At 73.4% G+C, this 26,657-nt stretch carries 11 protein-coding genes; 10 read left to right on the plus strand and 1 reads right to left on the minus strand.

Going from position 1 to position 26,657, the window contains the following annotated elements:
- Window positions 1-58: 58 nt before the first annotated feature.
- Window positions 59-16,924, minus strand: coding sequence for a type I polyketide synthase (locus ABZZ79_RS07030; RefSeq protein WP_356687299.1), 16,866 nt, complete (start codon window positions 16,922-16,924; stop codon window positions 59-61).
- Between the two features lie 338 nt (window positions 16,925-17,262).
- On the opposite strand from ABZZ79_RS07030, the gene ABZZ79_RS07035 reads away from it, so the two are divergent.
- The 10 genes from ABZZ79_RS07035 to ABZZ79_RS07080 all read left to right on the plus strand — a co-directional run bounded on the left by ABZZ79_RS07035 (window position 17,263) and on the right by ABZZ79_RS07080 (window position 26,626).
- Window positions 17,263-18,033 (plus strand): alpha/beta fold hydrolase, encoded by a 771-nt coding sequence (locus ABZZ79_RS07035; protein ID WP_356687301.1) that lies wholly within the window; start codon window positions 17,263-17,265, stop codon window positions 18,031-18,033.
- 9 nt (window positions 18,034-18,042) lie between these two features.
- Window positions 18,043-18,969, plus strand: coding sequence for a metallophosphoesterase (locus tag ABZZ79_RS07040; protein ID WP_356687303.1), 927 nt, complete (start codon window positions 18,043-18,045; stop codon window positions 18,967-18,969).
- Complete coding sequence (locus ABZZ79_RS07045; RefSeq protein ID WP_356687305.1) at window positions 18,966-19,634, plus strand: 4'-phosphopantetheinyl transferase superfamily protein; 669 nt, start codon at window positions 18,966-18,968, stop codon at window positions 19,632-19,634. Before ABZZ79_RS07040 ends, ABZZ79_RS07045 begins: the two co-directional genes overlap by 4 nt.
- A gap of 121 nt (window positions 19,635-19,755) precedes the next feature.
- Window positions 19,756-20,139, plus strand: a complete 384-nt coding sequence (locus tag ABZZ79_RS07050; protein ID WP_356687307.1) for a glycoside hydrolase N-terminal domain-containing protein — start codon at window positions 19,756-19,758, stop codon at window positions 20,137-20,139.
- 249 nt (window positions 20,140-20,388) lie between these two features.
- A complete protein-coding gene (locus tag ABZZ79_RS07055; RefSeq protein WP_356687309.1) occupies window positions 20,389-21,483 on the plus strand; it encodes a substrate-binding domain-containing protein in 1,095 nt (364 codons plus the stop codon).
- A 38-nt stretch (window positions 21,484-21,521) separates the two neighbouring features.
- The gene (locus ABZZ79_RS07060; protein WP_356687311.1) at window positions 21,522-22,610 is read left to right on the plus strand and encodes a mandelate racemase/muconate lactonizing enzyme family protein; all 1,089 of its coding nucleotides are present in this window, start codon (window positions 21,522-21,524) and stop codon (window positions 22,608-22,610) included.
- A complete protein-coding gene (locus ABZZ79_RS07065; protein WP_356687313.1) occupies window positions 22,607-23,689 on the plus strand; it encodes an ABC transporter permease in 1,083 nt (360 codons plus the stop codon). The genes ABZZ79_RS07060 and ABZZ79_RS07065 overlap by 4 nt, the downstream gene beginning before the upstream one ends.
- Entirely contained in the window at window positions 23,686-24,762 is a 1,077-nt protein-coding gene (locus ABZZ79_RS07070; protein ID WP_356687315.1) for an ABC transporter permease, read from the plus strand. The genes ABZZ79_RS07065 and ABZZ79_RS07070 overlap by 4 nt, the downstream gene beginning before the upstream one ends.
- On the plus strand, window positions 24,759-26,306 hold the full coding sequence (locus ABZZ79_RS07075) for a sugar ABC transporter ATP-binding protein (protein ID WP_356687317.1): 1,548 nt from the start codon (window positions 24,759-24,761) through the stop codon (window positions 26,304-26,306). Before ABZZ79_RS07070 ends, ABZZ79_RS07075 begins: the two co-directional genes overlap by 4 nt.
- Window positions 26,303-26,626 (plus strand): L-rhamnose mutarotase, encoded by a 324-nt coding sequence (locus ABZZ79_RS07080; RefSeq protein WP_356687319.1) that lies wholly within the window; start codon window positions 26,303-26,305, stop codon window positions 26,624-26,626. Before ABZZ79_RS07075 ends, ABZZ79_RS07080 begins: the two co-directional genes overlap by 4 nt.
- Window positions 26,627-26,657 lie beyond the last annotated feature (31 nt).

Below are 26,657 nucleotides of genomic sequence, written 5' to 3' on the forward strand. Positions count from 1 at the left end.
CGCACGCGTCCCGGCCCTGTGCCGGTCGCCGACGGCCCAGGCAGGCCGTCGAAGGCCGTCAGTCGGAGTCGTCGGCCTCCATGGCCGCGCGTATCAGGTCCTCGATGTCCATGTTCTTGATCTCTTCGGTCCGGTCCTCGGTCTCGCTGCCGGCCGCACCGGCAACGGCGCCGTTCTCCGACGAGCCGCCGCCGTCGTCGGTGCGGCCGCCGTCCGACCGGGCGAGTTCCAGCAGCGTGTCCAGCAGTCCGACGTCGCGGAGCCGGGCGAGCGGGATCGACCCCAGGGCGCGCCGGATCGCGTCGTCGTTCAGGTCGTCCGCCGCGCCCGTGGCGGGGTCGGGAAGCAGTTCGCCGCGGAGGAATCGGGCCAGTGCGTCGGAGTTGGGGTGGTCGAACATCAGGGTCGCCGGGAGCCGCAGTCCGGTTGCCCCCTGGAGGCGGTTGCGCAGCTCGATCGCGCCGAGGGAATCGAGCCCCAGCTCGGTGAAACCCTGTCCGGGCGGGATCGCCTGGGGGTCGTCGCCGAGGACGGCGGCCACGTGGCCGCGTACGAGGTCCAGCAGGTAGCGGTCGCGTTCGGCTTCGCTCAGGGCCGCGAGCCTGCGTTGCGTCGCGGCCGTGTCGACCGCCTCGCCGCCCGTCCGCGCACCGGGCCCGGTACGGGCCCGCGGTGCCAGCCCTCGCAGCAGCGCCGGGAGTTCGTCGGTTCGACGGCCCAGCACCGGGCGGTCCAGGCGGATCGGTGCCAGCACCGGATGCGGTGCCCGTACGGCCGCGTCGAGCAGGGCGATGCCGTCGGTGAAGGACAGTTCGGCGACGCCGGAGCGGTTGATCCGTGCCAGGTCGGCCGCGTCCAGTTCCTCGCCCGCGTCGACGGTGCCCTCCCACAGGCCCCAGGCCAGGGAGTGCGCGGGCAGTCCCTGGGCCGCGCGGTGCTCGGCTAGGGCGTCGAGGAAGACGTTGGCGGCGGCGTAGTTGGCCTGCCCGGCGGCCAGGACCAGGCCGCCGGCGGACGAGTACAGGACGAACGCGGTCAGGCCGAGGTCCCGGGTCAGCTCGTGCAGATGCCACGCGGCGTCCACCTTCGGTCGCAGAACACGCGCCACCTGATCGGGCGTCAGCGAGCCGACGAGGCCGTTGTCCATGACACCGGCGGCGTGGACGACACCGGTCAGCGGGTGCTCGGCGGGAATCCGGGCGACGAGGTCGGCCAGCGCCTCGCGGTCGGCCACGTCGACGGCCGGGAGGTGCACCTGGGCGCCGAGTGCGGCCAGTTCCTCGCTCAGGGCCTGTGCCCCGGGGGCCTCGGGGCCCCGGCGGCCGGCCAGGACGAGGTGGCGTACGCCGTGCTCGGTCACGAGGTGGCGGGCGGCGAGGGCGCCGAGCAGTCCGGTGCCGCCGGTGATGAGCACCGTGCCCTCGGCGTCCCAGGCGGGGGCGGTGTCCGTGCCTGCCGGGGGCAGCGGGCGCAGGCGGGGGGCTCGTACCGTGCCGCGGCGGACGGCGAGTTCGGGTTCGTCCGAGGCGAGGGCCGTCGGCAGGGCGCGTGCGGACTCGGCGGCGGCGTCGATGTCGATCACCACGAGACGACCGGGATTCTCGGCCTGCGCGGCGCGCACCACGCCCCACAACGGGGCCTGGACGAGGTCCACGGAGTCCTCGGAGCGGTCCACCACCACGGCGTCGCCGGTGAGTACCGCGAGCCTGACCGCGCTGAACCGGTCGTCGGCCAGCCACTCGCCGAGGACGGCGAGGAGCCGCTCCGTCGCCTCGCGGACCCGGGTGGGCAGCGGGCCGTCCGGACCGGGCAGGCCGGCGCAGGTGAGCAGGACGGTGCGCGGCAGCGCGGCACCCTCGTCGAGGGCGGTACGCAGGGCCGCGACGGAGGCGTACGAGGGATACGTGCCGTCGTCGTCGGCCAGTCCGGCGGGGACCGCGCCGATGACGGCGAGCCCGGCGAGCCCGTGTCCGGGCTGCGGTGCCGCCTGCTCGACATGCTGCCAGTCGATCCGGAACAGCGACTCGTGCGGTGCGGCGCCCGCGGTCAGCTGCGCCGCGGTGACCTCCCGGACGACCAGCGACTCGACGGTGGCGACGGGGGCGCCGGTCGGGTCGGTGATGTGCAGCGCCACCGCGTCCGGGCCGGGCTTGGTGAGCCGTACACGCAGCATCGCCGCTCCGGTGGAGTGCAGCGCCACGCCGGTCCAGGCGAAGGGCAGCGCGGTGCGGTCGGCGTCGGCCCTGCCCTCGTCGAGGACGCGCTCCACGTGCAGGGCCGCGTCCAGCAGGGCGGGGTGCAGGCCGTACGGGGCCGCGTCGGGGCGGTTGCTCTCGGGCAGGGTGATCTCGGCGAACAGTTCGTCCCCGCGCCGCCAGGCCGCCTTGAGGCCCTGGAAGACGGGACCGTAGCCGTAGCCCAGGTCGGCGAGGTCGGCGTACAGGCCGGCGACGTCCACCGGGTGGGCGTCCGCCGGGGGCCAGAGCGCGGGCTCCACGGCGACGGGTGCGGCCGAGGGGGCGAGAACGCCGCGGACGTGACGGGTCCAAGGCGCGTCGCCGCGCGGGTCCTCGGGCCGCGAGTAGACGGCGACGGCGCGCCTGCCCGGCGTACCGTCCGGCCCCGGGATCTCTCCCTCGGGGCCGACCACGACCTGCACGGCGACGCCGCCGCGGTCGGGCAGGGGCAGCGGTGCCTCCTGGGTCAGCTCCTCCAGCACCTCGCACCCGGCTTCCCGGCCGGCGCGCAGCGCCATCTCGACGAAGGCGGTGCCGGGGAGCAGGACGGTACCGAGGACGGCGTGGTCGGCCAGCCACGGGTGGGTGTCCAGGGACAGGCGGCCGGTCAGCATCGGGGCATTGGTCTCGGGTGACACCACCACGGCGCTCAGCAGCGGGTGCCCGGCCGCGACCTGGCCGAGGCCCGCGGCGTCGCTCACGGCGGCGGGTGCGTCCAGCCAGTACCTGCGTCGGTGGAAGGCGTACGTGGGCAGATCGACACGGCGTGCGCCCTGGGGGGCGAAGTACGCGGCCCAGTCCGGGCGCATGTCCGACAGGTGCAGCCGGGCCAGCGCCGCCGCCGGCGACTCGCTGTCGTCGCGGTCCCGCCGCTGTACGGGCACCACGACCTTGCCGTCCGCCGCCTCGGTGAGGGACGCCTCGGTGAGCGCGCAGAGGACGCTGTCGGGGCCCAGTTCCACGAACCGGGTGGTGCCCTCGGCCTCCAGGAAGCGCACGCCGTCGGCGAAGCGCACCGCCTCGCGCACATGGCGCACCCAGTGGTCGGGCGAACCGAGTTCCGCGGCGGTGACGGCCGTGCCCGTGACGTTGGAGACCACTCTGAGGGTCGGCTCGGCGTAGTCGAGGCTCTCGGCGACCTTGCGGAAGTCGGCGAGCATCGGCTCCATGAGCGGTGAGTGGAAGGCGTGCGAGACGCGCAGCCGGTTGGTCCTGCGTCCCTGGGCGCGCAGCGCCTCGGCGATGCCGAGGACCGCGTCCTCGGGCCCGGAGACGACCACCGAGCCGGGGGCGTTGACGGCGGCGATGCCCACCTGGCCGGTGAGCAGCGGCAGGACCTCCTCCTCCGTGGCCTGCACCGCGACCATGGCGCCGCCGGCGGGCAGGGCCTGCATCAGCCGGCCGCGGGCGGCCACCAGTTCGGCGGCGTCCGGCAGGGTGAGCACCCCGGCGGCATGTGCGGCGGCGAGTTCGCCGATCGAGTGGCCCATGACCCAGTCGGGGCGCAGCCCCCACGATTCCAGCAGTCTGAACAGCGCCACCTCGAAGGCGAACAGGGCGCTCTGGGTGAACTGCGTCTGGTCCAGCAGGGCCGCTTCGGGAGTGTCGGGCCGGGCGAACATCAGCTCGCGCAACGGGCGGTCCAGCCTGGGGTCGAGGTGGGCGCACACGTCGTCGAGCGCGGCGGCGAACGCGGGGAAGGCGTCGTAGAGCCGACGGCCCATGCCGGGACGCTGGGCGCCCTGTCCGGAGAAGAGGAACGCGGTCTGTCCGCCGGGGACGGCTGCGCCGCGCAGGACGGCCGGGGACGGTTCGCCGGAGGCGAGGACCGCGAGCTCCCGCAGGGCGCTGTCACGGTCCTTGGCGAGGACGACCGCCCGGTGCTCCAGTACCGCGCGGGTGGTCGCCAGCGAGAAGCCCACGTCGGTCAGGTCCAGTCCGGGACGGGCGGCGAGGTACTCCCGTAGCCGCTCGGCCTGGGCGGGCAGCGCGGCCTCCGCGGCGGCGGACAGCACCAGCGGCACCACGGGTGGCGTGGAGCGGGCCGGTCCGGTGACGGCCGCGCCACCGGGGTCCTGCCGCGCCGGTTCGGTGGCATCCGGGGCGCCGGAGGACCCGGCGTCGTCGGCCGCGGACGGCGCGGCCGGGGCGGACGGCGCGGCCGGGGCGCCGGAGGACCCGGCGGCGGAGGCCGAGGACGGCGCGGCCGGGGTGCCGGAGACCGGGACGGCCGGGGCGGCGGAGACTGGGACGGCCGGGGCGGAGGAGACCACCGGGAGGGCCGGGGCGGCGGAGGCCGGCGCGTCGGGGGCCTGCTCGACGATCACGTGGGCGTTGGTGCCGCTCAGTCCGAACGACGACACCGCCGCGCGGCGCGGCCGGGTCCGTTCGGGCCAGGGTCGGGCCCGGGTCAGCAGTTCGACCGCGCCGGACGTCCAGTCCACCTCGGGCGAGGGCTCGTCGACGTGGAGCGTCTTCGGCATGACGCCGTTGCGGATCGCCATCACCGCCTTGATGACGCCGCTGACGCCGGCCGCGGCCTGGGCGTGGCCCATGTTCGACTTGATCGAGCCGAGCCACACCGGGTCGTCGGCGGGGCGGCCCTGGCCGTAGGTGGCGAGCAGGGCCTGGGCCTCGATGGGGTCTCCGAGCCGGGTGCCGGTGCCGTGGCCCTCCACCAGGTCGACGTCGGCGGCACCGAGGCCGGCGGAGGCGAGGGCGCGGTGGATCACCCGCTGCTGGGAGGGGCCGTTGGGCGCGGTGAGGCCGTTGCTCGCGCCGTCCTGGTTGACGGCGGAGCCGCGGATGACGGCGAGCACCTCGTGCCCGTGGCGCCGGGCCTCGGACAGCCTCTCCAACAGCAGCACACCGATGCCCTCGGACCATCCGGTGCCGTCCGCGGAGGCGGCGAACGCCTTGCAGCGGCCGTCGGCGGACAGTCCGCGCTGCTGGCTGAACTCGACGAAGATCTCCGGGGTCGACATCACGGTCACGCCGCCGGCCAGGGCCATGCCGACCTCGCCCGCGCGCAGCGCCTGGCAGGCGGTGTGCAGGGCGACCAGCGAGGACGAGCAGGCCGTGTCGACGCTCACCGCGGGGCCTTCGAGGCCGAGGGTGTAGGCGATCCGGCCGGTGAGGATGCTGGCCGCGGTGCCGTTGCCGAGGTAGCCGGCGACGTCGTCGGGGATCTCGCGCAGACGGGTGCCGTAGTCGTGGTACATGACGCCCGCGTAGACGCCGGTCTGGGTGCCGCGCATGCTCGACGGGTCGATTCCGGCGCGTTCGAAGACCTCCCAGGAGGTCTCCAGCAGCAGGCGCTGCTGCGGGTCCATGGCCACCGCCTCGCGCGGCGAGATGCCGAAGAACGCCGGGTCGAAGTCGGCGGCGTCGTAGAGGAATCCGCCGTCGCGGGCGTAGGTGCGTCCGGGCAGGCCGGGCTCCGGGTCGTAGACGCCCTCGGTGTCCCAGCCTCGGTCGGTGGGGAAGCCAGCCACGGCGTCGCGGCCGTCGGCGACCAGGCCCCACAGGTCCTCGGCGCTGCGTACGCCGCCGGGGAAGCGGCAGCTGATGCCGATGATCGCGATCGGCTCGTCATGGGCGACGGCCACCGGCTCCGGCGCGGGTGCCGGTTTCCCGGCGGCCGGAGCGGCTCCGAGCCGGGTGCCGAGGAAGGCGGCCACGGAGCGCGCGGTCGGGTGGTCGAAGACGAGGGTGGCCGGCAGCCGCAGCCCGGTCGCCGCGTTGAGCGCGTTGCGCAGCTCCACCGCGGCCAGTGAGTCGAAGCCCAGTTCCTTGAAGGCACGGTCGGGACCGATCGCGCCCGCGCCGGAGTGGCCGAGGACGGCGGCGACATGGGTGCCGACCATCTCCAGCAGGGCGCGTTCACGCTCGGTCCCGGTCATCGTGGCGAGCCGGCGTTCGAGGTCGCCGCCCGCGGCGGGTGCGGGCGTGGTGCGCGCGGTGCGGCGGGCCGCGGGGCGGGCGACGGCGCGCAGCAGGGCCGGGACGTCCTCGCCGCGCTCGTGCAGGGCGGCGGGGTCGACCTTCAGCGGAGCCAGCAGCGCGTGAGGGGTGCGCAGGGCGTCGTCGAGGAGGGCGAGGGCCTCGGCGGCGGGCAGCGCGGGCATGCCGAGCCGGGCCATCCGCTCCAGGTCGCTGTCGCCGAGTTCGCCGCCCAGGCCGGTGGCCACGGCCCACAGGCCGAAGGCGAGCGCGGTCGCGGGCAGTCCGCCGGCCCTGCGGTGGTGGGCGAGCGCGTCGAGACTGACGTTGGCGGCGGCGTAGTTGGCCTGCCCGGCGGGCAGGACCAGGCCGCCCGCCGAGGAGAACAGCACGAAGGCGGCGAGGTTCTGGTCCTGCGTCAGCTCATGCAGGTTCCAGGCGGCGTCCAGTTTGGGACGCAGTACGGCGTCCAGCCGCTCGGGAGACATGGTGCCGATCAGTCCGGGGTCGACGACCCCCGCGGCGTGCACCACCGCGGTCAGCGGCCGGTCGCCGGGGACGGCGGCCAGCACGGCGGCCAGTGCGTCGCGGTCGGCGGCGTCGCAGGCGGCGACAGTGACGTCGGCGCCGAGGGCGCGCAGTTCGGCGCGGACCTCGTGCGCCGTGGGGGCGTCCATGCCGCGTCGGCTGGTCAGCAGCAGGGAGCGTACGCCGTGTTCGGTGACCAGATGGCGGGCGGTCAGCGCACCGAGGCCACCGGTGCCACCGGTGATCAGCACGGTCCCGCCGGTGTCCCAGGGCACGTCGGCGGGGGGTACGACCGTCCTGGTGAGCCGGGGCAGCAGGTACTGCCCCGCGCGCAGGGCCAGTTCGGGCTCCCCGAGGAGCGCCGCGCCGGGCAGGAGCCGACGGGACTCCTCGGTGCCGTCGGTGTCGATCAGTACGAGGCGGCCGGGATGCTCCGCCTGGGCGGCGCGGACCAGACCCCACACGGGCGCCTGGGCGAGGTGAGTGAGATCGGCGTCGCCGGTGGCCGCGACCGCGCCCCGGGTGACGACGGCCAGCCTGGCGTCGGCGAACCGCTCGTCGGCCAGCCACTGCTGGACGAGGGCCAGCACCTGGGCTGCGGTCTCGCGCACCGCGTCGGGCAGATGGTCCGCGACCGGCTCGGGGCAGGCCGCGAGGACGACGTCGGGCAGCGGCACACCGGTGGCGGCGAGCGCCCCCAGGTCGGCGAAGGCCTCCGCCGCGTCCAGGCCCAGCCGGTCGGCGCCCACCACGGCGTGCCGCCCCGGCGCGGCCTGGGTATGGGCGGCCGGGGTCCACTCGATCCGCAGCAGCGCCTCGGAGAGTGTGCCCTGCGCCGCGTGCAGTTGCTCCTCGGAGACCGGCCGGGAGACCAGCGACTCGACGGTCATGACCGGCTGTCCGGTCTCGTCGGCCACGATCATCGCCGACTCCTCGGCGCCGCGGATGCGGCGGACCCATACGCGCAGGGCGGCGGCGCCGGTGGCGTGCAGGGTGACACCGCTCCACGCGAACGGCAGCAGGGCCGCGTCGCCGCCCTCCTGCTGGTCCACCAGGACGTCCGCGTGCATGGCGGTGTCGAGCAGCGCCGGGTGCAGGCCGTAGCGGGCGGCCTCGCCGCGCACCGCGCCGGCCTGCTCGCCGTCGGGCAGCGCGACCTCGGCGAACAGTTCGTCGCCGCGCCGCCAGACGGCCTTCATGCCCTGGAAGGCGGGGCCGTAGTGGTATCCGCGGTGGCGCAGACGGTCGTAGGCGCCACTCACGTCGACGGCGGTGGCGCCGGGCGGCGGCCACTGGGTGAGGTCCACCGACAGTGCCGGGGACGGTCCGGGGGCCAGGAAGCCGGTGGCGTGGCGGGTCCACGCCTCGTCCGGAGCGCCGTCGTGGCGCGAGTGGATGTGCAGGGTGCGGCGCCCGGACTCGTCCGGCGGCCCGGCCACCGCGCGCAGCGCGACGCCGCCCTGCCCGGGCAGAACCAGCGGTGCTTCCAGGGTGAGTTCCTCTAGCAGCTGGCAGCCGACCTGTTCGCCGACGCGCACCGCGAGTTCGACGAATCCGGTGCCGGGGAGCAGGACGGAGCCGAGCACGTCGTGGTCGGCGACCCAGGGCTGCCGGGCCGTGGAGAGGCGGCCGGACAGGACGACTGCGCCGGACTCCGGGGAGGAGGCGGCGGCGCTGAGGATCGGGTGGTCGACCGGATCCAGGCCGGCGGAACCGACATCGCCCGCGCCGGCGGCCTGGGGCAGCCAGTAGCGCTGCCGCTGGAAGGCGTAGGTGGGCAGGTCCACGTGGCCGCGACCGCGGTCGCCGAGGAAGGACTCCCAGGCCACATCCGCCCCACGGGCCCACAGCGCGCCGACGGCGGCGAGCACCCCGCGCTCCTCGTCGCGGTCGCGGCGCAGCAGCGGCACGCAGGCCGCGTCCCCGTCGGCGTCGACGCAATCCCGGGTGAGCGCGCTGAGCACGGCGTCGGGCCCGATCTCCGCGAAGGTGACCGCTCCGGCGCTCTCGGCGGCCCGTACCGCGTCGGCGAAGCGCACCGTCTCGCGCACGTGTCGCACCCAGTACTCCGCTGAGACGAGGTCGTCGCCGTCCGCGGGGGCGCCGGTCACGGTGGAGACGATCGGCAGCGTCGGCGGCCGGTATTCGAGCTGCTCGGCGACCGCGCGGAAGGCGGCGAGCATCGGCTCCATGAGCGGTGAGTGGAAGGCGTGGGACACCTTCAGCCGGGTGGTCCTGCGTCCCCGCGCCTCGAAGTGTGCCGCCACCTCGGCCACCGCGTCCTCGGCTCCGGAGACGACGACCGCCCGCGGGCCGTTGACCGCGGCGATGCCCACCTCACCGGAGAGCAGCGGACGCACCTCGTCCTCGTTCGCCTCTACGGCGACCATGGCGCCGTCGGAGGGCAGCGCCTGCATCAGGCGTCCGCGGGCGGCGACCAGCCGGGCGGCGTCGGCCAGGGTCAGCACGCCGGCCACCTGTGCCGCGGCGATCTCGCCGATGGAGTGCCCGGCGAGAAGGTCGGGGCGCAGCCCCCAGGACTCCACCAGGCGGAACAGCGCCACCTCCACCGCGAACAGCGCGGGCTGCGCGAACTCGGTGCGGTCGAGCAGCCGCCGGTCCTGACCCCACATCACCTCGCGCAGCGGGCGGTCCAGGTGGGCGTCCACTTCCGCGACGACCGTGTCGAACGCCTCGGCGAAGACGGGGAAAGCAGCGTGCAGTTCACGGCCCATGCCCAGGCGCTGGGCGCCCTGCCCGGTGAACAGGAGGGCCAGCTTGCCCTCCCGGACCTGCCCGGCGGCGAGCGGGCCGTCCAGGGCGGCGGCCAGCTCCTCGGTGTCGGAGCCGAGCACCACCGCGCGGTGCTCCAGTGACGCCCGCGTGGTGGCCAGGGCCCGTGCGGCGTCGGGGAGTCGGTCGTCACCCAGGGCCCGCGCGAAGGCGCCGAGCCGGTCCGCCTGGGCTCGCAGCGCCTGCGGTGTCCGGGCGGAGATCATCCAGGGCACCACCGCGCCGACGGGCCGAGGCGCACCGGGCTCCGTCGGGGTCGGCTCCTCCGGCGTCCGCGGCGCCTGCTCGATGATCACATGGGCGTTGGTGCCGCTGATGCCGAACGAGGAGACGCCCGCGCGGCGCGGATGCCCGCTGTCCGGCCAGGACACCGCCTCGGTGAGCAGCCGCACCGCGCCGGCCGACCAGTCCACCTGGTCGGAGGGCTGCTCGGCGTGCAGGGTGGCGGGCAGCAGGCCGTGCCGCATCGCCTGCACCATCTTGATCACTCCGGCCACACCGGAGGCTGCCTGGGTGTGGCCCATGTTGGACTTGACCGAGCCCAGCAGCAGCGGCTCACCGCCGTCCGGGCGGTCCTGGCCGTAGGTCTCCAGCAGGGCCTGCGCCTCGATCGGGTCGCCCAGCCGGGTCCCGGTGCCGTGCCCCTCGACCGCGTCGATGTCCGCCGGGGTGAGTCGCGCGTCGGCCAGGGCCTGGCGGATCACCCGCTGCTGCGCGGGGCCGTTGGGAGCGGTCAGGCCGTTGGACGCGCCGTCGGAGTTGACCGCCGAGCCGCGCAGCACCGCCAGCACCCGGTGCCCGTTGCGCCGCGCGTCGGACAGCCGCTCCAGCAGGAGCAGACCGGCGCCCTCGCTCCAGCCGGTGCCGTCGGCGCCCGCGCCGAAGGACTTGCAGCGCCCGTCGGCGGCCAGCCCGCGCTGCCTGCTCATGTCCAGGAACGTGTCCGGAGTGGACATCACGGTCGCGCCGCCGGCCAGCGCCAGCGTGCACTCGCCGCGGCGCAGGGCCTGGCTCGCCCAGTGCATCGCGACGAGTGACGACGAACAGGCGGTGTCCACCGTGACGGCGGGGCCCTCCAGGCCCAGTGTGTAGGCGACCCGGCCGGACGCCATGCTCGCCAGGCTGCCGGTGCCGTGGTACGCCGCCACGTCCTGCGGCAGCGGCCCGAGCTTCAGCCCCCAGTCGTGGTACATGACTCCGGCGAAGACGCCGGTGCGGCTGCCCTTGAGGGAGACCGGATCGATCCCGGCCCGTTCCAGGGCCTCCCAGGCGACCTCCAGCAGCAGTCGCTGCTGCGGGTCCATGGCGTGGGCCTCGCGCGGGCTGATGCCGAAGAAGTCGGGGTCGAACTGGGCGGCGTCGTACAGGAAGCCGCCCTCGGTGGAGTACGTCCTGCCCGGCTTGCCGATCTCCGGGTCGTACAGGTCGTCGGCCCAGCCCCGGTCGGTGGGGAAGGCGGAGATCACGTCGGCGCCCTCGGACACCAGCCGCCACAGGTCCTCCGGCGAGCCGACGTCTCCCGGGTAGCGGCAGGCCATGCCGACGATGGCGATCGGTTCGTCGGCCGCGACCCGTGCCGGGACGGTGGTGGCCTGCGGCGCGGGGGCGGTGGCGGTCAGCTTGTCCGCCAGGTGTCCGGCGAGCGCGGCGGGGGTCGGGTAGTCGAACGTGAGGGTCGCGCTCAGGCGCGTCCCGGTGGCGGTGCTGAGGCGGTTGCGCAGTTCGACGGCCGCCAGGGAGTCGAAGCCGATCTCGTTGAACGCCCTGGCGGCGCCGACCTGGTCGGCGCTGTCATGGCCAAGGATCTCGGCCGCGTGGGTGCGGACCAGGTCGAGCAGGGCCTCCGCCCGTTCCGCCTCGCCGAGCTGGGCGAGTCGCCCCGTCGGGGCAAGCGCGGTCTGCGCCTGGCCGCCCGCCGCCGCGGGGCGTGCGGTCCGGCGTACCAGGCCGCGCATGAGGGCGGGCACTCCGTCGGGGCGGTCCAGCAGGGCCCGCCCGTTCACCCGCAGCGGCAGTACCGCCGGCTCGTCACTGGCCAGCGCGTCGTCCAGGAGCCGCAGGTTCTCCTCGAACGACAGCGGTTCCAGTCCCAGGCGCCGGATCCGCTGGAGGGCGGCGTCGTCCAGACGCTGCCCCATACCGGCGCCACCGGCCCACAGGCCCCAGGCCAGCGAGGTCACCACCTGGCCCGCGGCCGCGCGGTGCGTGGCGAGCGCGTCCAGGAAGAGGTTGGCGGCGGCGTAGTTGCCCTGGCCCGCGCCGTCGATGAGGGTCGCGGCCGACGAGTACATGACGAACGCGGAGAGATCCAGTTCGCGGGTGAGTTCGTGCAGGGCCCACGCGGCGTCCACCTTGGGCCGCATCACGCGGTCCAGCCGGTCCGGCGTCAGCGAGCCGACCAGGCCGTCGTCGATCACTCCTGCGGTGTGCACCAGGCCGGTCAGCGGGTGCTCGGCCGGAATCCGGGCGAGCAGGGCGGCCAGCTCCGCCCGATCGGCCACGTCACAGGCCGCCACCGTCACCCGGGCGCCCAGTGCGGTCAGTTCGGCGCGGAGTTCCGACGCGCCGGGGGCGGCGGCGCCGCTCCGGCTGGTGAGCAGAAGGTGACGTACGCCGTGTTCGGTGACCAGATGACGGGCCAGCGCGGCGCCCAGGCCGCCGGTGCCGCCGGTGATCAGTACGGTACCGGTGGCGTCCCACGGCGAGGGCCGCTCCGCCTCGGACAGCGGCACCGGCGCCATCAGGGGCACGTACACCCGCCCGTCCCGCAGGGCCAGTTCCGGCTGGTCGGCGGCGACGGCCGCGGACGCGGCCGAGGCGAGCGCGTCCTCGGAGGCGGGCGTGCCGTCGAGATCGAGCAGCAGGAAACGCCCCGGGTTCTCGGCCTGGGCGGACCGCACCAGGCCCCACACCGGCGCCTGGGCCAGATCGGCGCGGGCACCGTCCTCGGTGGCCACCGCGCCTTCGGTCACCACGACCAGCCGCGAGGCGGAGAACCGCTCGTCGGCGAGCCAGGACCGCACGGCGGTGAGCACATCGTCCGCGACCGTACGGACGTCGGCCGGCACGTCGGCGCCGGAACCCCGAGGCACCCGGTGGACGACCAGTGTCCCGGCAGGCAGCGTTTGCGACGGGGCGAACGTTGCCTGTCGGGGCACTACCGCGACGTCATCCGGCGTCGGGGCGGGCACGGACAGGGGTTGCCAGCGCACGCGGAACAGGGACCGGTGTCGCGCCGCCCTCAGCCGCCCGGCCGGGACGGCGCGCACCACGAGGGAGTCCACCGAGGCCACCGGGGCGCCCGTGGCGTCGGCCAGGGCCAGCGAGATCTCGTCCCGACCGGCCATCACCAGGCGCACGCGCGCCGCGGCGGCGCCCGTGGAGTGCAGTGTGAACCCGTTCCAGGAGAACGGGACCCGTGCCCCGCCCGCCGCGGACCGCTCCTCGGCGTGGTCCGAGGTGTGCAGCGCGGCGTCCAGCAGCGCCGGGTGCAGACCGAAGCCGGCGGCGTCGGCCCCGGCGCCGTCGGGCAGCGCGACCTCGGCGAAGACCTCGGTGCCGCGCCGCCAGGCCGCTCGCACGCCGCGGAAAGCGGGTCCGTAGCCGTATCCGTCGGCCTCCATGTCCGGGTAGAGACCGCTGACGTCGATCGGTTCGGCACCGGCGGGCGGCCAGGCGCCGCCCAGCGAGGACAGCGCCTCCCGGGCGGCGGGCGAGAGCGCGTCACCTGGTGCCAGCACGCCGCCGGCATGCCGCACCCAGGCGTCCTCCTCCGGGGCGTCGTCGGGGCGCCCGTAGAACTCGACCGTGCGGCGGCCGGAGCCGTCCGCCGGACCGACCACGACCTGGAGAGCGGCACCGGCCGCCGACGGCAGCACCAGCGGCTCCTCCAGGGTGAGTTCCTCCACCCGGGGGCAGCCGACCTGGTCGCCGGCCCGTACGGCCATCTCGACGAACGCCGTACCGGGCAGCAACGTCGTACCGGAGATCACATGGTCAGCCAGCCACGGATGGGAGCGCAGCGACACCCGTCCGGTCAGCAGCGTCCCGTCGGAGCCCGCCAGACCCACCACCGCTCCCAGCAGGGGGTGCCCGGCGGTGAGCTGGCCGAGACCGGACGGGTCACCGCCGGCCTGCGGGGCGTTCAGCCAGTACCGGCGCCGCTGGAAGGCGTAGGGAGGCAGCGGGACCCGGCGTGCCCCGCGACCGGCGTACAGCGCCTCCCAGTCCAGGTCGGCCCCGCGCGCGGCGGCCAGCGCGACCGCGGACAGCGTCTCGGCGGCCTCCGCCCGCCCGGAGCGCAGCAGCGGCGCGAACACGGCGTCGGCGACCGTCTCCGGGAGGCAGTCCGGACCCATCGTGCTGAGCACCGGGTCCGGCCCCAGCTCCAGGAATGTGCCTACGCCGTGCCCGGCCAGCGCGTTGACGCCGTCGGCGAATCGCACGGCGTCGCGGACGTGGCGGACCCAGTACTCCGGGGAGCACAGCTCCTCGGTGGTGGCCAGGCGCCCGGTCACGTTCGACACCACGGGGATCAGGGGCGGGGAGTAGGCCAGGACCCGGGCGACCCGGTGGAAGCCGTCGAGCATCGGCTCCATCAGCGGCGAGTGGAAGGCGTGGCTCACCCGCAGTCGCCGGGTTCTGCGGCCCCGCGCCGCGAAGTGCTCGGCGAGCGCCAGGGTGGGCTCCAGCACGCCGGAGACCACCACCGAGCCGGGTCCGTTGACCGCGGCGATGCCCACCTCGTCGGTGAGGAGAGACAGCACCTCCGCCTCGGTTGCCTCTACGGCGACCATGGCGCCGTCGGCGGGCAGCTCCTGCATCAGCCTGCCGCGGGCGGCGACCAGGATGGCGGCGTCCTCCAGGGTGAACACCCCGGCGACATGCGCGGCGGCCAGCTCGCCGATCGAGTGCCCGGCCAGGAAGTCCGGGATCAGGCCCCAGGACTCCACCAGCCGGAACAACGCCACCTCGACCGCGAAAAGCGCGGTCTGGGCGTACATCGTCCGGTCGAGCAGGGCCGCCTCGGCGGAGCCCTCCTCGGCGAACAGGACGTCCCACAGGGAGACGTCCAGTTGCAGATCGAGGTGGCCGATGGCCGCCTCCAGCGCGGCGGCGAAGACCGGGAACTCGTCGTAGAGTTCGCGTCCCATCGCCAGGCGTTGGCTGCCCTGGCCGGTGAACAGGAACGCGAGCCGGCCGCCGTCGGTGTTCCCGGTGTGCAGGCCCGGGGCGCTCTCGCCGGCGGCGACGGCACGCAGTCCCCGCAGCAGCTCGGCGCGGTCGCCGGCGAGTACGACGGCGCGGTGCTCCAGCGAGGCGCGGGTGGTCGCCAGGGAATAGCCGAGGTCGGCGAGGGACACGTCTGGGTCCTCGGCGGACTCCGCGAACTCGACGGACTCGACGGACTCGACGGACTCGACGGACTCCGCGAACTCGACGGATTCGGCGAACTCGGCGGACGCGACGGATTCGGCGGACTCGGCGGACCCGACCGCATCGGCACACTCGCCGAACCCGACTGAACGGGCGCACTCGTCGGACTCGGCGGACCCGACCGCATCGGCGAACTCGACGGAATCGACGGAATCGATCGACTCGACGTAGGACAGCAGCCGTTCGGCCTGGCCGCGCAGCCCGGCCTCGGTGCGCCCGGAGACCATCAGCAGGGCCGGGGCCCCGGGGGCCGACTCGCCCGCTGCCGGCGCCGTGTGCCCCGTGCCGGGCGCGCGGTCCTCGTGCGGTGGCTCCTCCAGGATGATGTGCGCGTTGGTGCCGCTGATGCCGAAGCCGGAGACACCCGCCCGCCGCGGCTGCCCGTCAGTCTCCCAGGGCACCTGCTCGGTCAGCAGCCGGACGGTGCCACCCGACCAGTCCACGTTCGGCGAGGGCGCGTCCACGTGCAGCGTCCTGGGCAGCACGCCATGCCGCATCGCCATGATCATCTTCATGATGGCGGCCACACCGGCCGCGGCCTGCGTGTGGCCGAGGTTGGACTTGACCGAGCCCAGCCACAGCGGCCGCCGCGCCGAGCGGTCCCGGCCGTAGGTGGCGATGAGGGCCTGTGCCTCGATCGGATCGCCGAGTGTGGTGCCCGTGCCGTGCGCCTCGACCGCGTCCACGTCGGCGGCGCCGAGCCCGGCGGTCGCCAGCGCCTGCCGGATCACCCGCTGCTGCGCGAGGCCGCTCGGGGCCGTCAGGCCGTTGCTCGCGCCGTCCTGGTTGATCGACGAGCCGCGCAGCACGGCCAGCACCGGGTGGCCCCTTCGCCGCGCGTCGGAGAGCCGTTCGATCACCAGCAGGCCGGCGCCTTCGGCGAATCCGGTGCCGTCGGCCGCGGCGGCGAACGCCTTCACCAGTCCGTCCGGGGCGAGCCCGCGCTGTCGGCTGAACTCCATGAACAGACCCGGGCTGCCCAGCACCGTGACACCGCCGGCCAGCGCCAGGGAGCACTCGCCTCGGCGCAGCGACTGGGCGGCCAGGTGCAGCGAGACCAGCGAGCCGGAACACGCCGTGTCGATCGTCAGCGCGGGGCCCTCCAGTCCCAGGGTGTAGGCGACCCGGCCGGAGGCGACGCTGAGCGCGCCACCGGTGACGAGGTAGCCGGCCAGGTTCTCCGGTGCCTCGTGCATCCGCACGCCGTACTCGGTGGCGCCCGCGGCCACGAACACGCCGGTTCGGCTGCCGCGCAGGGAGAGGGGATCGATCCCGGTGTCCTCCAGGGCCTCCCAGGCGGTCTCCAGCAACAGCCGCTGCTGAGGGTCCATCGCCAGCGCCTCGCGCGGGCTGATGCCGAAGAACTCGGCGTCGAAGCCGGCGACGTCGTCGATGAATCCGCCGATCCTGGTGGTGCTGGCACCGGCCGAGCCCGAGCCCGTGCCGAAGAGGGCGTCCAGATCCCAGTCCCGGTCGGTGGGGAACGGGCCCACGGTGGTGCGGCCCTGGGACACGACGTCCCACAGGTCCCGCGCCGTGCGCACGCCGCCGGGGAAGCGGCCCGAGAAACCGACGATGGCGACCGGATCGTCGTCGGCACCCTCGTGCCGTACGGCCTCCTCGGGTTCCTCGGTCAGGCCGAGCAGCTCGGCCCGCAGGGCGGCGGCCAGAAGCTCCGGGGTCGGATGGTCGAAGGCGACGGTGACCGGCAGTGCCAGTCCGGTCAGAGCGCCGAGCCTGGCGTGCAGCTCGACCAGGCCCATGGAGTCCAGTCCCAGCTCCCTGAAGGGCCGCCGGACGCCGGTGATGGCCGTCGTCTCGGGCTGGACCTTCCGCACCACCTGGAGGGTGTGACCGCACACCAGGTCGAGCAGCAACCGGGTCTGCTCGGAGGACGGCAGGCCCGCGAGCCGCTGCCGGAGGGCCGGCTCCTCACCCGCACCGCGCGCCTGATCCGCGTCAGGGACGAAGCCTTGGGACCTGGCCATCTGCACACTCCAAGTTCGGCGTCGCTCGTGCGGGGCAGCCGCCCACAGCTCGGCTCGCACGCTACGACCGGGAAAAACCGTGGCGGCACCCCTACGGACCCGGGTGTTCCCCCGGCCCCCACACGGCCCGTGGACCCGCGCGTCCACCGGGGGCGGCCAGGTGCGGACGCGGCTCACCCTCGGGGGCCGGACCCCGGCATAGGGGTACGGCCCGGCGATTCAGGGGGTGCTCCCGGGGCCCCGACGACCGCGCTGCGGATTCAATGGGCCGGGACCTGGCCGCCGCCCGCGGGCCGACCGTGGGTCCGGCAGACGCCTCAGAAGGGAACGGGGAGACCATGACGAACGTGTCTGCGGCGACGGACAGTTGGGTACGGCGGTTCCACCCTTCGGACGCGGCGGCGACGCGACTGGTCTGCTTCCCGCACGCAGGCGGCTCGGCGTCCTACTACTTCCCGGTCTCCCGGGCCCTGTCGCCCACCGTCGACGTGCTGGCCGTCCAGTACCCCGGCCGCCAGGACCGGCGCACCGAACGCTGCATAGACGACGTACGGGAGTTCGCGGACCTCGTGACCGCCGCGCTGAGGCCGTGGACCGACCGGCCGCTCGCGCTGTTCGGGCACAGCCTGGGCGCCACCATAGCGTTCGAGGTGGCCCTGAGACTCCAGGCCGACGGGATCGTCCCGGTGGTCCTGTTCGCCTCCGGCCGCCGGGCGCCGTCACGGCATCGTGACGAGCGCCTGCACCTCGGCGACGACGCGCGACTGATCGACTCCATCAAGCGGATGAGCGGAACCGATCCGCAGATACTGCGGGACGAGGAGCTGCTCCGGATGGTGCTCCCCGCGGTCCGCAGCGACTACAAGGCCGCCGAGACCTACCGCTACCAGCCCGGACCCCAACTCGCCTGCCCGGTCACCGTGCTGACCGGGGACCGCGACTCGGAGGTCACCACGGAGGAGGCCCTCGCCTGGGCGGAGCACACGAAGGAACCGTTCTCCCTGCACGAGTACAGCGGTGGGCACTTCTACCTCAACGACCACGCCGCCGCGGTCATCGCCCGCATCCGCGAGCAACTCGCGGGCAGCGGCCGTCTCGCCCAGCACTGAAGGACCGCCATGAGCGCCAGCACCGCAGCGGCGTACGAGGTGCGCGGAGCGTCCCCGCGCCGCCCCGCGCCGCCCGGCGGCACCCGGCCGGGGAAGCTCGTCGCCATCAGCGATCTGCACGTCCGCCACGCCGAGAACCGGCGGATCGTCGAGGCACTCCGGCCCGAGTCGGACCAGGACTGGCTGCTGGTCGCCGGCGACGTCAGCGAGACCGTGGCGGAGATCGAATGGGCGCTGGGCGTCCTGGCGAACCGGTTCGCGACCGTGGTGTGGGCGCCCGGCAACCACGAGTTGTGGACTCCGCCCGACGACCCGGTCCAACTGCGCGGCGAACAGCGGTACCGGCACCTGGTGGACCTGTGCCGGCGGCTCGGCGTCCACACCCCCGAGGACCCCTACCCGGTCTGGGAGGGCCAGGGCGGACCGGCGGTGATCGCCCCGCTGTTCGTGCTGTACGACTACACCTTCCGGCCCGCGGGCGCCGCTTCCCGGCGACATGCGCTGGACATGGCGGAGCGGGCGGGCGTGGTGTGCACGGACGAGTTCCTGCTCCACCCCGACCCGTACCCCAGCCGGGAGGCCTGGTGCCGGGCCCGGCTGGAGATCACCGAGAAACGGCTCACCGAGGTACCCGACGAGCTGCCGACCGTCCTGGTCAACCACTTCCCGCTGGTACGCGAACCGACCCGCGTGCTGTGGCACCCGGAGTTCGCGCTGTGGTGCGGCACCGAGGCCACCGCGGACTGGCACCGGCGGTTCCGCGCCGCCGCGGTCGTGTACGGCCATCTGCACATTCCCCGGCTGATCCATCAGGACGGCGTACCGCACCAGGAGGTCTCCCTGGGCTACCCGAGAGAGTGGCGGCGGCGCCCGGCCAGGCCGGGCCGGCCGGTGCAGATCCTCCCGGCCGCGCATGCCGGCGAGGAGGCCCGGTGATCGAGAAGCTACTGCACCGGCCGATCGCGGCCGCCGAAGCCTTCCACGACCCGGCCGACCCGCCGCCGCTGTTCCCCGAGGAGGCACAAGTGGTGGCGCGCTCGGTGGAAACGCGCCGCCTGGAGTTCGCCACCGTCCGGGCCTGCGCCCGCTCCGCGCTCGCCCGGCTCGGCGTCCCCGCCGGTCCGATACTCCCCGGGGAGCGCGGAGCGCCGCGCTGGCCCGCCTCGGTCGTGGGCAGCATGACGCACTGCGTCGGTTATCGGGCAGCCGCCGTGGCCCGCGGCACGGACCTGCTCACCATCGGCATCGACGCGGAGGTCAACCTGCCGCTGAAGAACGACGGAGTGCGCCGACTGGTGACGGTCCCCGAGGAACGTTCCCGGCTCACGGAGTTGGCCGCCCAGCGGCCAGGAATCTGCTGGGACCGGCTGCTGTTCAGTGCCAAGGAGAGCGTCTACAAGGCCTGGTTCCCGATCACCGGCCGCTGGCTGGAGTTCGAGGATGCCGTGGTCGACGTCGATCCGGACGCCGGCACGTTCACCGCGCGGCTGCTCGTTCCGGGTCCCGTGGTGTCGGGCTCCCGCCTTCGGGGGTTCAGCGGCCGCTGGCTGGTCCAGGACGGGCTGATCCTCACCGCGATCGCCGTGACCCACGACGCCTGAGAGGCGTCCCCGGCGCCGCGGCCGGCCTTCAGCGGACGTACGGCTGTCACCGGTCCGGGCGATGGCCCCCGCGACACCGACAGATCACGGCCGTAGCCCTCAATGTCCGGAGTTCGCCCCGGTGGGGGCAGGGCCGGACACCATTGTCGCTGAGAGCTTCATCCCCGGCCGGCCCGCAACCCTACGGGCCGCCTGCACCCTGGGACCGCCCTCGCAAGGAGCCGCTCGCCACTGTCATCAGGAGGGTCTGCCGATCGGGAACGGCCGGGTCGGCGCCCTGATCACCGGCGACCCCTCCCACGACGCCACGGTCCTCGCGGACGCGACCCTGTGGACCGGGCACGCCCACGCGACCCTCCAGTCCGACGGACAGTTCCCGTACCCTGCCTCCGACTTCGGCACCTTCGGCATGCCGGCCAAGGCGTACCTCGGCCTTCCGGCCCGCGCCACGACGGCGATCAGTGCAGAAGTGCACGGGCCCGGGGCACTGGTGTCAATGACCTGACGTCAGTTTCCTATATGATCTTCTTCGGCCGGACAAGAGTGCACCACCAACTCCCGGTTAGGCGTACGACGCTTCGGGTGCACGTCGCAGCCCATGTTTTGCCTGTTCAGATGCCAAGGTCGGCGCCGAGCGGGGTGGGGCGACGTAGGTGAAGCCGAAATAGCCGTGCACGCCTCTTGACGAGACCCCTTCCTCGAATCAACGATCACCTCATCAATTTCCTATCTGATTCTTCAGAAAGTGGTCGAGATGCGCATCCGGACCAGAGCCGCTCTGTCGGGGATCTTCACCGTGGCCGTGCTGATGGCAGGTTCCTCGGCCTGCACCGTGAAGTCCTCCGACGAGCCGGCGGGCAACGCCACCAAGGCATCGGCCAAGACCGGTGACGGAACGGCGGACCTGGCCGACGGATCCGGGACCAAGGTGGCGCTCGTGCCCGGTGGCGCCCACCCGTACTTCCAGCCCTGGAAGACGGCCGGAGCCGCGGCCAAGAAGGCGCACGGCCTCGGCGACGTGACGTTCGACGAGACCGCGGAGTGGGACCAGCAGAAGCAGAACAACCTGATCTCCACCCTCGCCGCGAGGGGCTACAACGCGTTCGGCGTCTTCGGGGTGTCTCCGACCGACATCAACACCACGTTCGCGGACCTGAAGTCCCAGGGGTTCGCCGTGGCCTCGCTGGCGTCCTGTCCGGCCGGCGGCAACAACGAGGCGGACTTCTGTCTGTCGACGAACGTCGAGGTCGCCGCGTACAAGGCGACCAAGGCCGCCATCGAGGCCATGGGCGGCAAGGGCACCCTGGTACACCTCACCGGGAACAACGTCGACGCGAACACCCAGCTGCGGATCCAGGGCGTCGACAAGGCCGTGAGCGAGAGCGGCGGCAAAGTCAAGCTGCTCCAGAACATCACCGACATCGACAAGGACCTCCAGACCGCCCAGAAGGCCGTCTCCGACCTGCTCGCCGCGAAGGGCGACCAGATCCAGGGCATCGTCGCCACCGCCTACAACCCTGCGGTCGCCGCCGCCGACGCGGTCACGAGCACCGGTTCGTCGGCGAAGGTCGTCGCCATCGACGACGACGCCAAGATCCTCGACTCCATCACCAAGGGCTCGGTCGCCGCGACCGTCGTGCAGAACCCCGTGGGCCAGGCCGAGGTGGGCGCGTGGGTGCTCGCGCTCCTGCAGTCGAAGCAGTGCACCATGCGCGAGCCCGGCGTGATCGTGGACTCCGGCTCCTTCGTCGTCACCAAGGCCGACGTGGCCACCTACGACGCCGACCGGAAGGCGAAGACCGAACAGCTCAAGAAGCAGTTCGCCGACGAGCTCCTCGCCTGCAACTGACACGGCCGTCCGGCACTACAGAAATCGGACCTCGCACGATGAGCATCATCACGACCGCCACGGCCCTGCTGGCCGGCATCGCGGTGGAGACGGACCGCACCGACGCGGTGCAGGCCTTCGTCAAGCAGGAGACGATTTTGGTCGAGCTCGCCACGACGGACGGCCTCCGGGGAACCGGCTACGCCTACACGATCGGTACCGGGGGAACCTCCGTCCTCTCCCTGCTCCAGGACCATCTGCTGCCCCTCCTCGTCGGCGAGGACGCACGCAACATCGAGGCGCTGTGGCAGCGCCTGTTCGCCACCACCCGGGCGACCACCACCGGCGCCATCACCTCCCTCGCCCTCGCCGCTGTGGACACCGCCCTGTGGGACCTGCGCTGCAAGCGTGCGGGCGAACCGCTGTGGCGGCTGGCCGGCGGTCACCGTCGCGAGGTCCCGGTGTACGACACCGAGGGCGGCTGGCTCCACCTCGGCACCGACGAACTGGTCAAGTCGGCGCTCGTGGCGAAGGAGGCCGGCTGGGCCGGCGTCAAGATCAAGGTGGGCAAGCCGCACCTGAACGAGGACGCCGAGCGGCTGCGCGCCGTCCGCGAGGCCGTCGGTCCGTCGCTCCATATCATGACCGACGCCAACCAGTCGCAGACGATCTCCTCGGCTCTCCAACTGGCGGCCGCCCTGGAGCCCTACGACCCGTACTGGCTCGAGGAGCCCATGCCGGCCGACGACCTCAGCGGCCACGCCCGGCTGGCCAGGGCGACGAACATCCCCGTGGCCGTCGGCGAGTCGATGTACTCGATCACGCAGTTCCGCAACTACCTGGAGGCGGGCGCCGCGTCCATCGTGCAGGTGGACGCCGCACGCGTCGGCGGCATCACCCCCTGGCTGAAGGTCGCCCACCTGGCGGAGGCCCACAACGTGATGGTCTGCCCGCACTTCCTGATGGAACTCCACGTCAGCCTCGTCGCCGCCGTCCCCAACGGGAAGTTCGTCGAGCACATCCCGCAGCTGCGCGCGGTGACCCGGAGCGAGATGACGGTACGCGACGGCATGGCCGTCGCCCCCGACGAGCCAGGCATCGGCATCGACTGGGACATGGACGCCATCGACGACCGGAGGGTGTCGTGACCGCACCCGTCTCACCCCCCGAGGCCCCCTCGGAAACCGCCGCACCGCCGACCACCCCCCGCAAGACGCACAAGACGCCGTTCTGGGTGAACCAGCGGCTCGGACTGCTCGTGCTCATCGTCGCCCTGTGCGCCGTCTTCGGCTTCCTGCGCCCCGCCTTCTTCGACGAGCGGCTCGTGCTGTTCCCGCTGCTCCGCGACATCGCGACCCTCACCGTCGTGGCTCTCGCGCAGATGGTGGTCCTGTCCATCGGGCACATGAACCTGGCCGTCGGCCGGATGGCCGCCTTCGGCGCGATGTTCGCGGGATTCGGCTACGACCGGCTGGGCCTGCCGCTGCCGCTCGGGCTCCTACTCTGCCTGTGCGCCGGCGCGGCGATCGGCGGGGTGACCGGCTGGATCATCGCCCGTACCGGCGTGAGTTCGTTCGTGGTGACCCTGGCCATGGACTTCGCGCTCCTCGGACTGGTGTCCCTGCTGTACTCGGCGCTCACCGAGAACGCCGCCTTCACCACCCGGCCGGCCGGCCTCGCCGAACTGCGGTCCTCCTCGCTGGCCGACATCTGCCTCGGCCCCGTATGCGGATCGGCCGCCGTACCGCAGATGATCCAGTTCACCCTGCTGGCGCTGCTCGCCCTGGGCTTCCTTTACACCTGCACCCGGGTCGGACGGGAACTGCTCCTCACCGGCGCGAACCAGGCGGCGGCCGAACTGTCCGGCATCCCCACGGGCCGCCGCGTCATCCTCGCGCACGCCCTGTCGGGCCTGCTTGCCGCGCTCGCCGGATTCATGGCCGCCGTCGGCACCGGAACGTTCCGCGCGTCCATCGGCGACGACTTCATGCTCCCCTCGTTCCTCGGCGCGGTGCTCGGCGGGACCCTGCTCACCGGCGGTGTCGTCTCCGTGATCGGCGCCCTGCTCGGCACGTCCCTCGTCGGCGTCATCCGCAAGGGTCTCGACCTGCTGGGCGTCGGCCTCGAGAGCCTGAACATCTACCTCGGCTGCGTGCTGCTGTTCGCCCTGTCGGCCGACCGCGTCCGTACCGTCGTGTCCTATCGCAAGGTGGTGCGCTCCACATGATCACGCTCAACGACCGGAGCGCGAGGGCCGGCTCGGTGCTGCGCACATTCACCCGCTCGACGACGATGACGCTCCTCGTCGTCGCCCTGGTCGGGTACATCGCCCTGGGCGTCACCTCGTCGGGCACGTTCTTCAGCGGTCCCTCCGTGCGCACCTTCCTCCAGTACCTGGCCACACCCATCCTCATCGGCCTCGCCCAGATGGTCGCCCTCTGCGTCGGGCAGCTCAATCTCGCGGTCGGCGCCCTCGGCGGCTTCAGCGCCTGTCTGATGGGCGTCCTGATGGCCGACAGCGGCGTTCCTGCGCCGCTCGCCGTGCTGGCGGGCGTGGCCACGGCGACCCTGGTCGGCCTGGTGACGGGCCTGTTCATCGTGGCGACCCAGATCAACGGCTTCATCGTCACCCTCGGCACGATGACGATCCTGCTCGGGGCGCAGCACCGTCTCTCGGGCACCCGCACCATCGACGGCTACTCCGAGACCCTCCGGGACCTCGGCCGGGCGGCCCCGCTGAACATCCCCCTGGTGTTCCTCGTCGCGCTCGCCACGGCCGCCCTGCTCGCCGCGTTCATGTACCGCACCACCGCGGGCCGCCGTCTGCTGGCGGCAGGTGGCAACCCGCTCGCAGCCCGCCTTTCCGGCATCTCCACCAACCGCCAGATCGTGCTCGCCCACACCGTCTCGGGCCTCCTCGTCGGCGTGGCCGCCGTGGTCGCGACAGCCTCGCTGCCGGGCGTCAACCGCAGCGTCGGCGGCGACTGGCTGCTGCCGAGCTTCGCGGCACCGATCATCGGTGGCGTCGCCCTCACCGGAGGTGCCGTGGCCGTCTTCGGCACGGTCCTCGCGGCCTTCGTGATGCGGCTCATCGACGCGGCCCGCGCCCAGTTCTCACTCGACCCCAGCTGGGTCAACTTCCTTATCGGGGTGGTCGTCCTGGGCACCGTGGTCGGCGGCCGCGTGCACCAGAGCCGCCTGGAGAAGAAGGGCAAGGCGCAGGGACGTCCGCTGACCGCCCCGGTGGACGCCGGCCGGCCGACGGACACCGCCCTGCCGAACGCGGGAGGCGCCCGATGAGCAGCACCGTCCTTCTCGACTGCACGGAGATCGTCAAGGTCTTCCCCGGCATACGGGCCCTGGACTGCGTCGGACTGCGCCTCACGGCGGGCTCCGTGCACGCCCTGCTCGGCGAGAACGGCGCCGGCAAGTCCACCCTGATCAAGGTTCTGACCGGCGTGCACACGCCCGACGGCGGGCGCCTGACCTGGCTCGGCGACGAGGTGCACCTGCGCTCTCCGCTGGAGGCCGCCCGGACCGGGATCGGCGTCGTCCATCAGGAACGCAACCTCATCCCCGCCTTCTCGGTGGCGGAGAACATCACACTCCAGGCTCCCCCCGCCCGCCGCGGTCTCGTCGACCGGGACGCCATGACGGCTCCCGCGCGCGCCTGCCTCGCGGAGCTGGGCCTGGACATCGATCCCCACCGGCCGGTCCGTGAACTGTCGGTGGCACAGCAGCAGTTGGTCGAGATCGCCAAGGCCCTCTACACCGAGAGCAAGGTACTGCTCCTCGACGAGCCGACCGCGTCCCTGTCCCCCGAAGAAGCGGAGAGGCTCTTCGAGGTCGTCCGACGGCTGAAGGCCCGAGGCACCTGCGTCGTCTTCGTCAGCCACAAGCTCGAAGAGGTCTTCGCCATCTGCGACACCGTCACCGTGCTCCGCGACGGGAAGTCCGTGCTCGAATCCTCGCCCCTGGCCGACCACAGCCACGACGACGTCGTCTCCCTGATGGTGGGCCGTGCCCACGCCGCGACCGCCATGGAGCCCCGCCCCGTCGACACCACCGCCGCGCCGGTGCTGTCACTCGACCGGCTCTCCACGGCCGACGGACACGAGAACATCTCCCTCGACGTGCGCCCCGGCGAGATCGTCGGTCTGTACGGTCTGGTCGGCGCCGGGCGCAGCGAACTCGTCAAGGCGGTGCTCGGTCTCGACCGGGTGACCGGAGGCGAGATCCGGGTACACGGAAGGCCGGCCCGGATCAGTTCGCCGCGCCAGGCACTCCACGAGTACGGCATCGGCTACCTGACCGAGAACCGCAAGGAGGAAGGCGTCTTCCTCGAACAGCCCATCCACCGGAACATCACCGTGACGGTGTGGCGGAAGCTCGCCAAGGTCCTCGGATTCGTCTCCGCCCGCCAAGAACGGGACACGGCGCAGGACCTCGTCGACCGCCTCGGTATCCGCGTCTCCGGGCTCGGGCAGAACGCCGGAGAACTCTCCGGCGGAAACCAGCAGAAGGTGAGCCTGGCGAAGTGGCTCGCCACCGACACCCGCCTGCTCATCGTCGACGAACCGACCGTGGGCGTCGACGTCCGCACCAAGCACGCCTTCCACGAACTCCTGTGGGAACTGGCCCGACAGGGCCTGCCCATCCTCCTCATCACCAGCGACCTCGCCGAGATGATCACCCTGGCCGACCGGGTCCTCGTGATGGCCGACCACCGCATCCGCGGCGAGGTCGACAACGACCGCGACTACGACCGGATGAGCGGCCGCATCATCCGCGTCATCCACCACCGGGCGAGCTCGGCCGTGACCCCCCGGGAGAGCGCCCGATGAGGCGCGTGGCCCAGGTGATCCGGGTCCGCCCGGACAAAGCCGACGAGTACCGCGAGCTGCACCGCGACGTCCCGCGGCCGGTGCTCGACCGACTGCGGTCCCGCCACATCGCGAACTACTCGATCCACCTCTACGGCGACCTGCTGTTCGCCTACTTCGAGTACCACGGCGACGATCTGGTCGCCGACCTTGCACGACTTGCCGATGACGAGGCGACGCAGGCCTGGTGGCACCTCACCGACTCTTGCCAGGAACGCGTCAAGGAGGCGGGCCCGGAGGACAGGTGGGCATCGCTGGAGCAGGTGTTCCTCATGGAGTGACCACCAGGGCCCGGTCTGCCTCGCCCCACGT

Origin of the sequence: Streptomyces sp. NPDC006458, from assembly GCF_040612135.1 — a bacterium.
Taxonomy (GTDB): domain Bacteria; phylum Actinomycetota; class Actinomycetes; order Streptomycetales; family Streptomycetaceae; genus Streptomyces.

What these genes read in the sequence shown, in the direction of transcription:
- ABZZ79_RS07030 (WP_356687299.1), bottom strand. Translation starts at nt 16,924, where the DNA reads ATGGCCAGGTCCCAAGGCTTCGTCCCTGACGCGGATCAGGCGCGCGGT.
- ABZZ79_RS07035 (WP_356687301.1), top strand. Translation starts at nt 17,263, where the DNA reads ATGACGAACGTGTCTGCGGCGACGGACAGTTGGGTACGGCGGTTCCAC.
- ABZZ79_RS07040 (WP_356687303.1), top strand. Translation starts at nt 18,043, where the DNA reads ATGAGCGCCAGCACCGCAGCGGCGTACGAGGTGCGCGGAGCGTCCCCG.
- ABZZ79_RS07055 (WP_356687309.1), top strand. Translation starts at nt 20,389, where the DNA reads ATGCGCATCCGGACCAGAGCCGCTCTGTCGGGGATCTTCACCGTGGCC.
- ABZZ79_RS07060 (WP_356687311.1), top strand. Translation starts at nt 21,522, where the DNA reads ATGAGCATCATCACGACCGCCACGGCCCTGCTGGCCGGCATCGCGGTG.
- ABZZ79_RS07070 (WP_356687315.1), top strand. Translation starts at nt 23,686, where the DNA reads ATGATCACGCTCAACGACCGGAGCGCGAGGGCCGGCTCGGTGCTGCGC.
- ABZZ79_RS07075 (WP_356687317.1), top strand. Translation starts at nt 24,759, where the DNA reads ATGAGCAGCACCGTCCTTCTCGACTGCACGGAGATCGTCAAGGTCTTC.
- ABZZ79_RS07080 (WP_356687319.1), top strand. Translation starts at nt 26,303, where the DNA reads ATGAGGCGCGTGGCCCAGGTGATCCGGGTCCGCCCGGACAAAGCCGAC.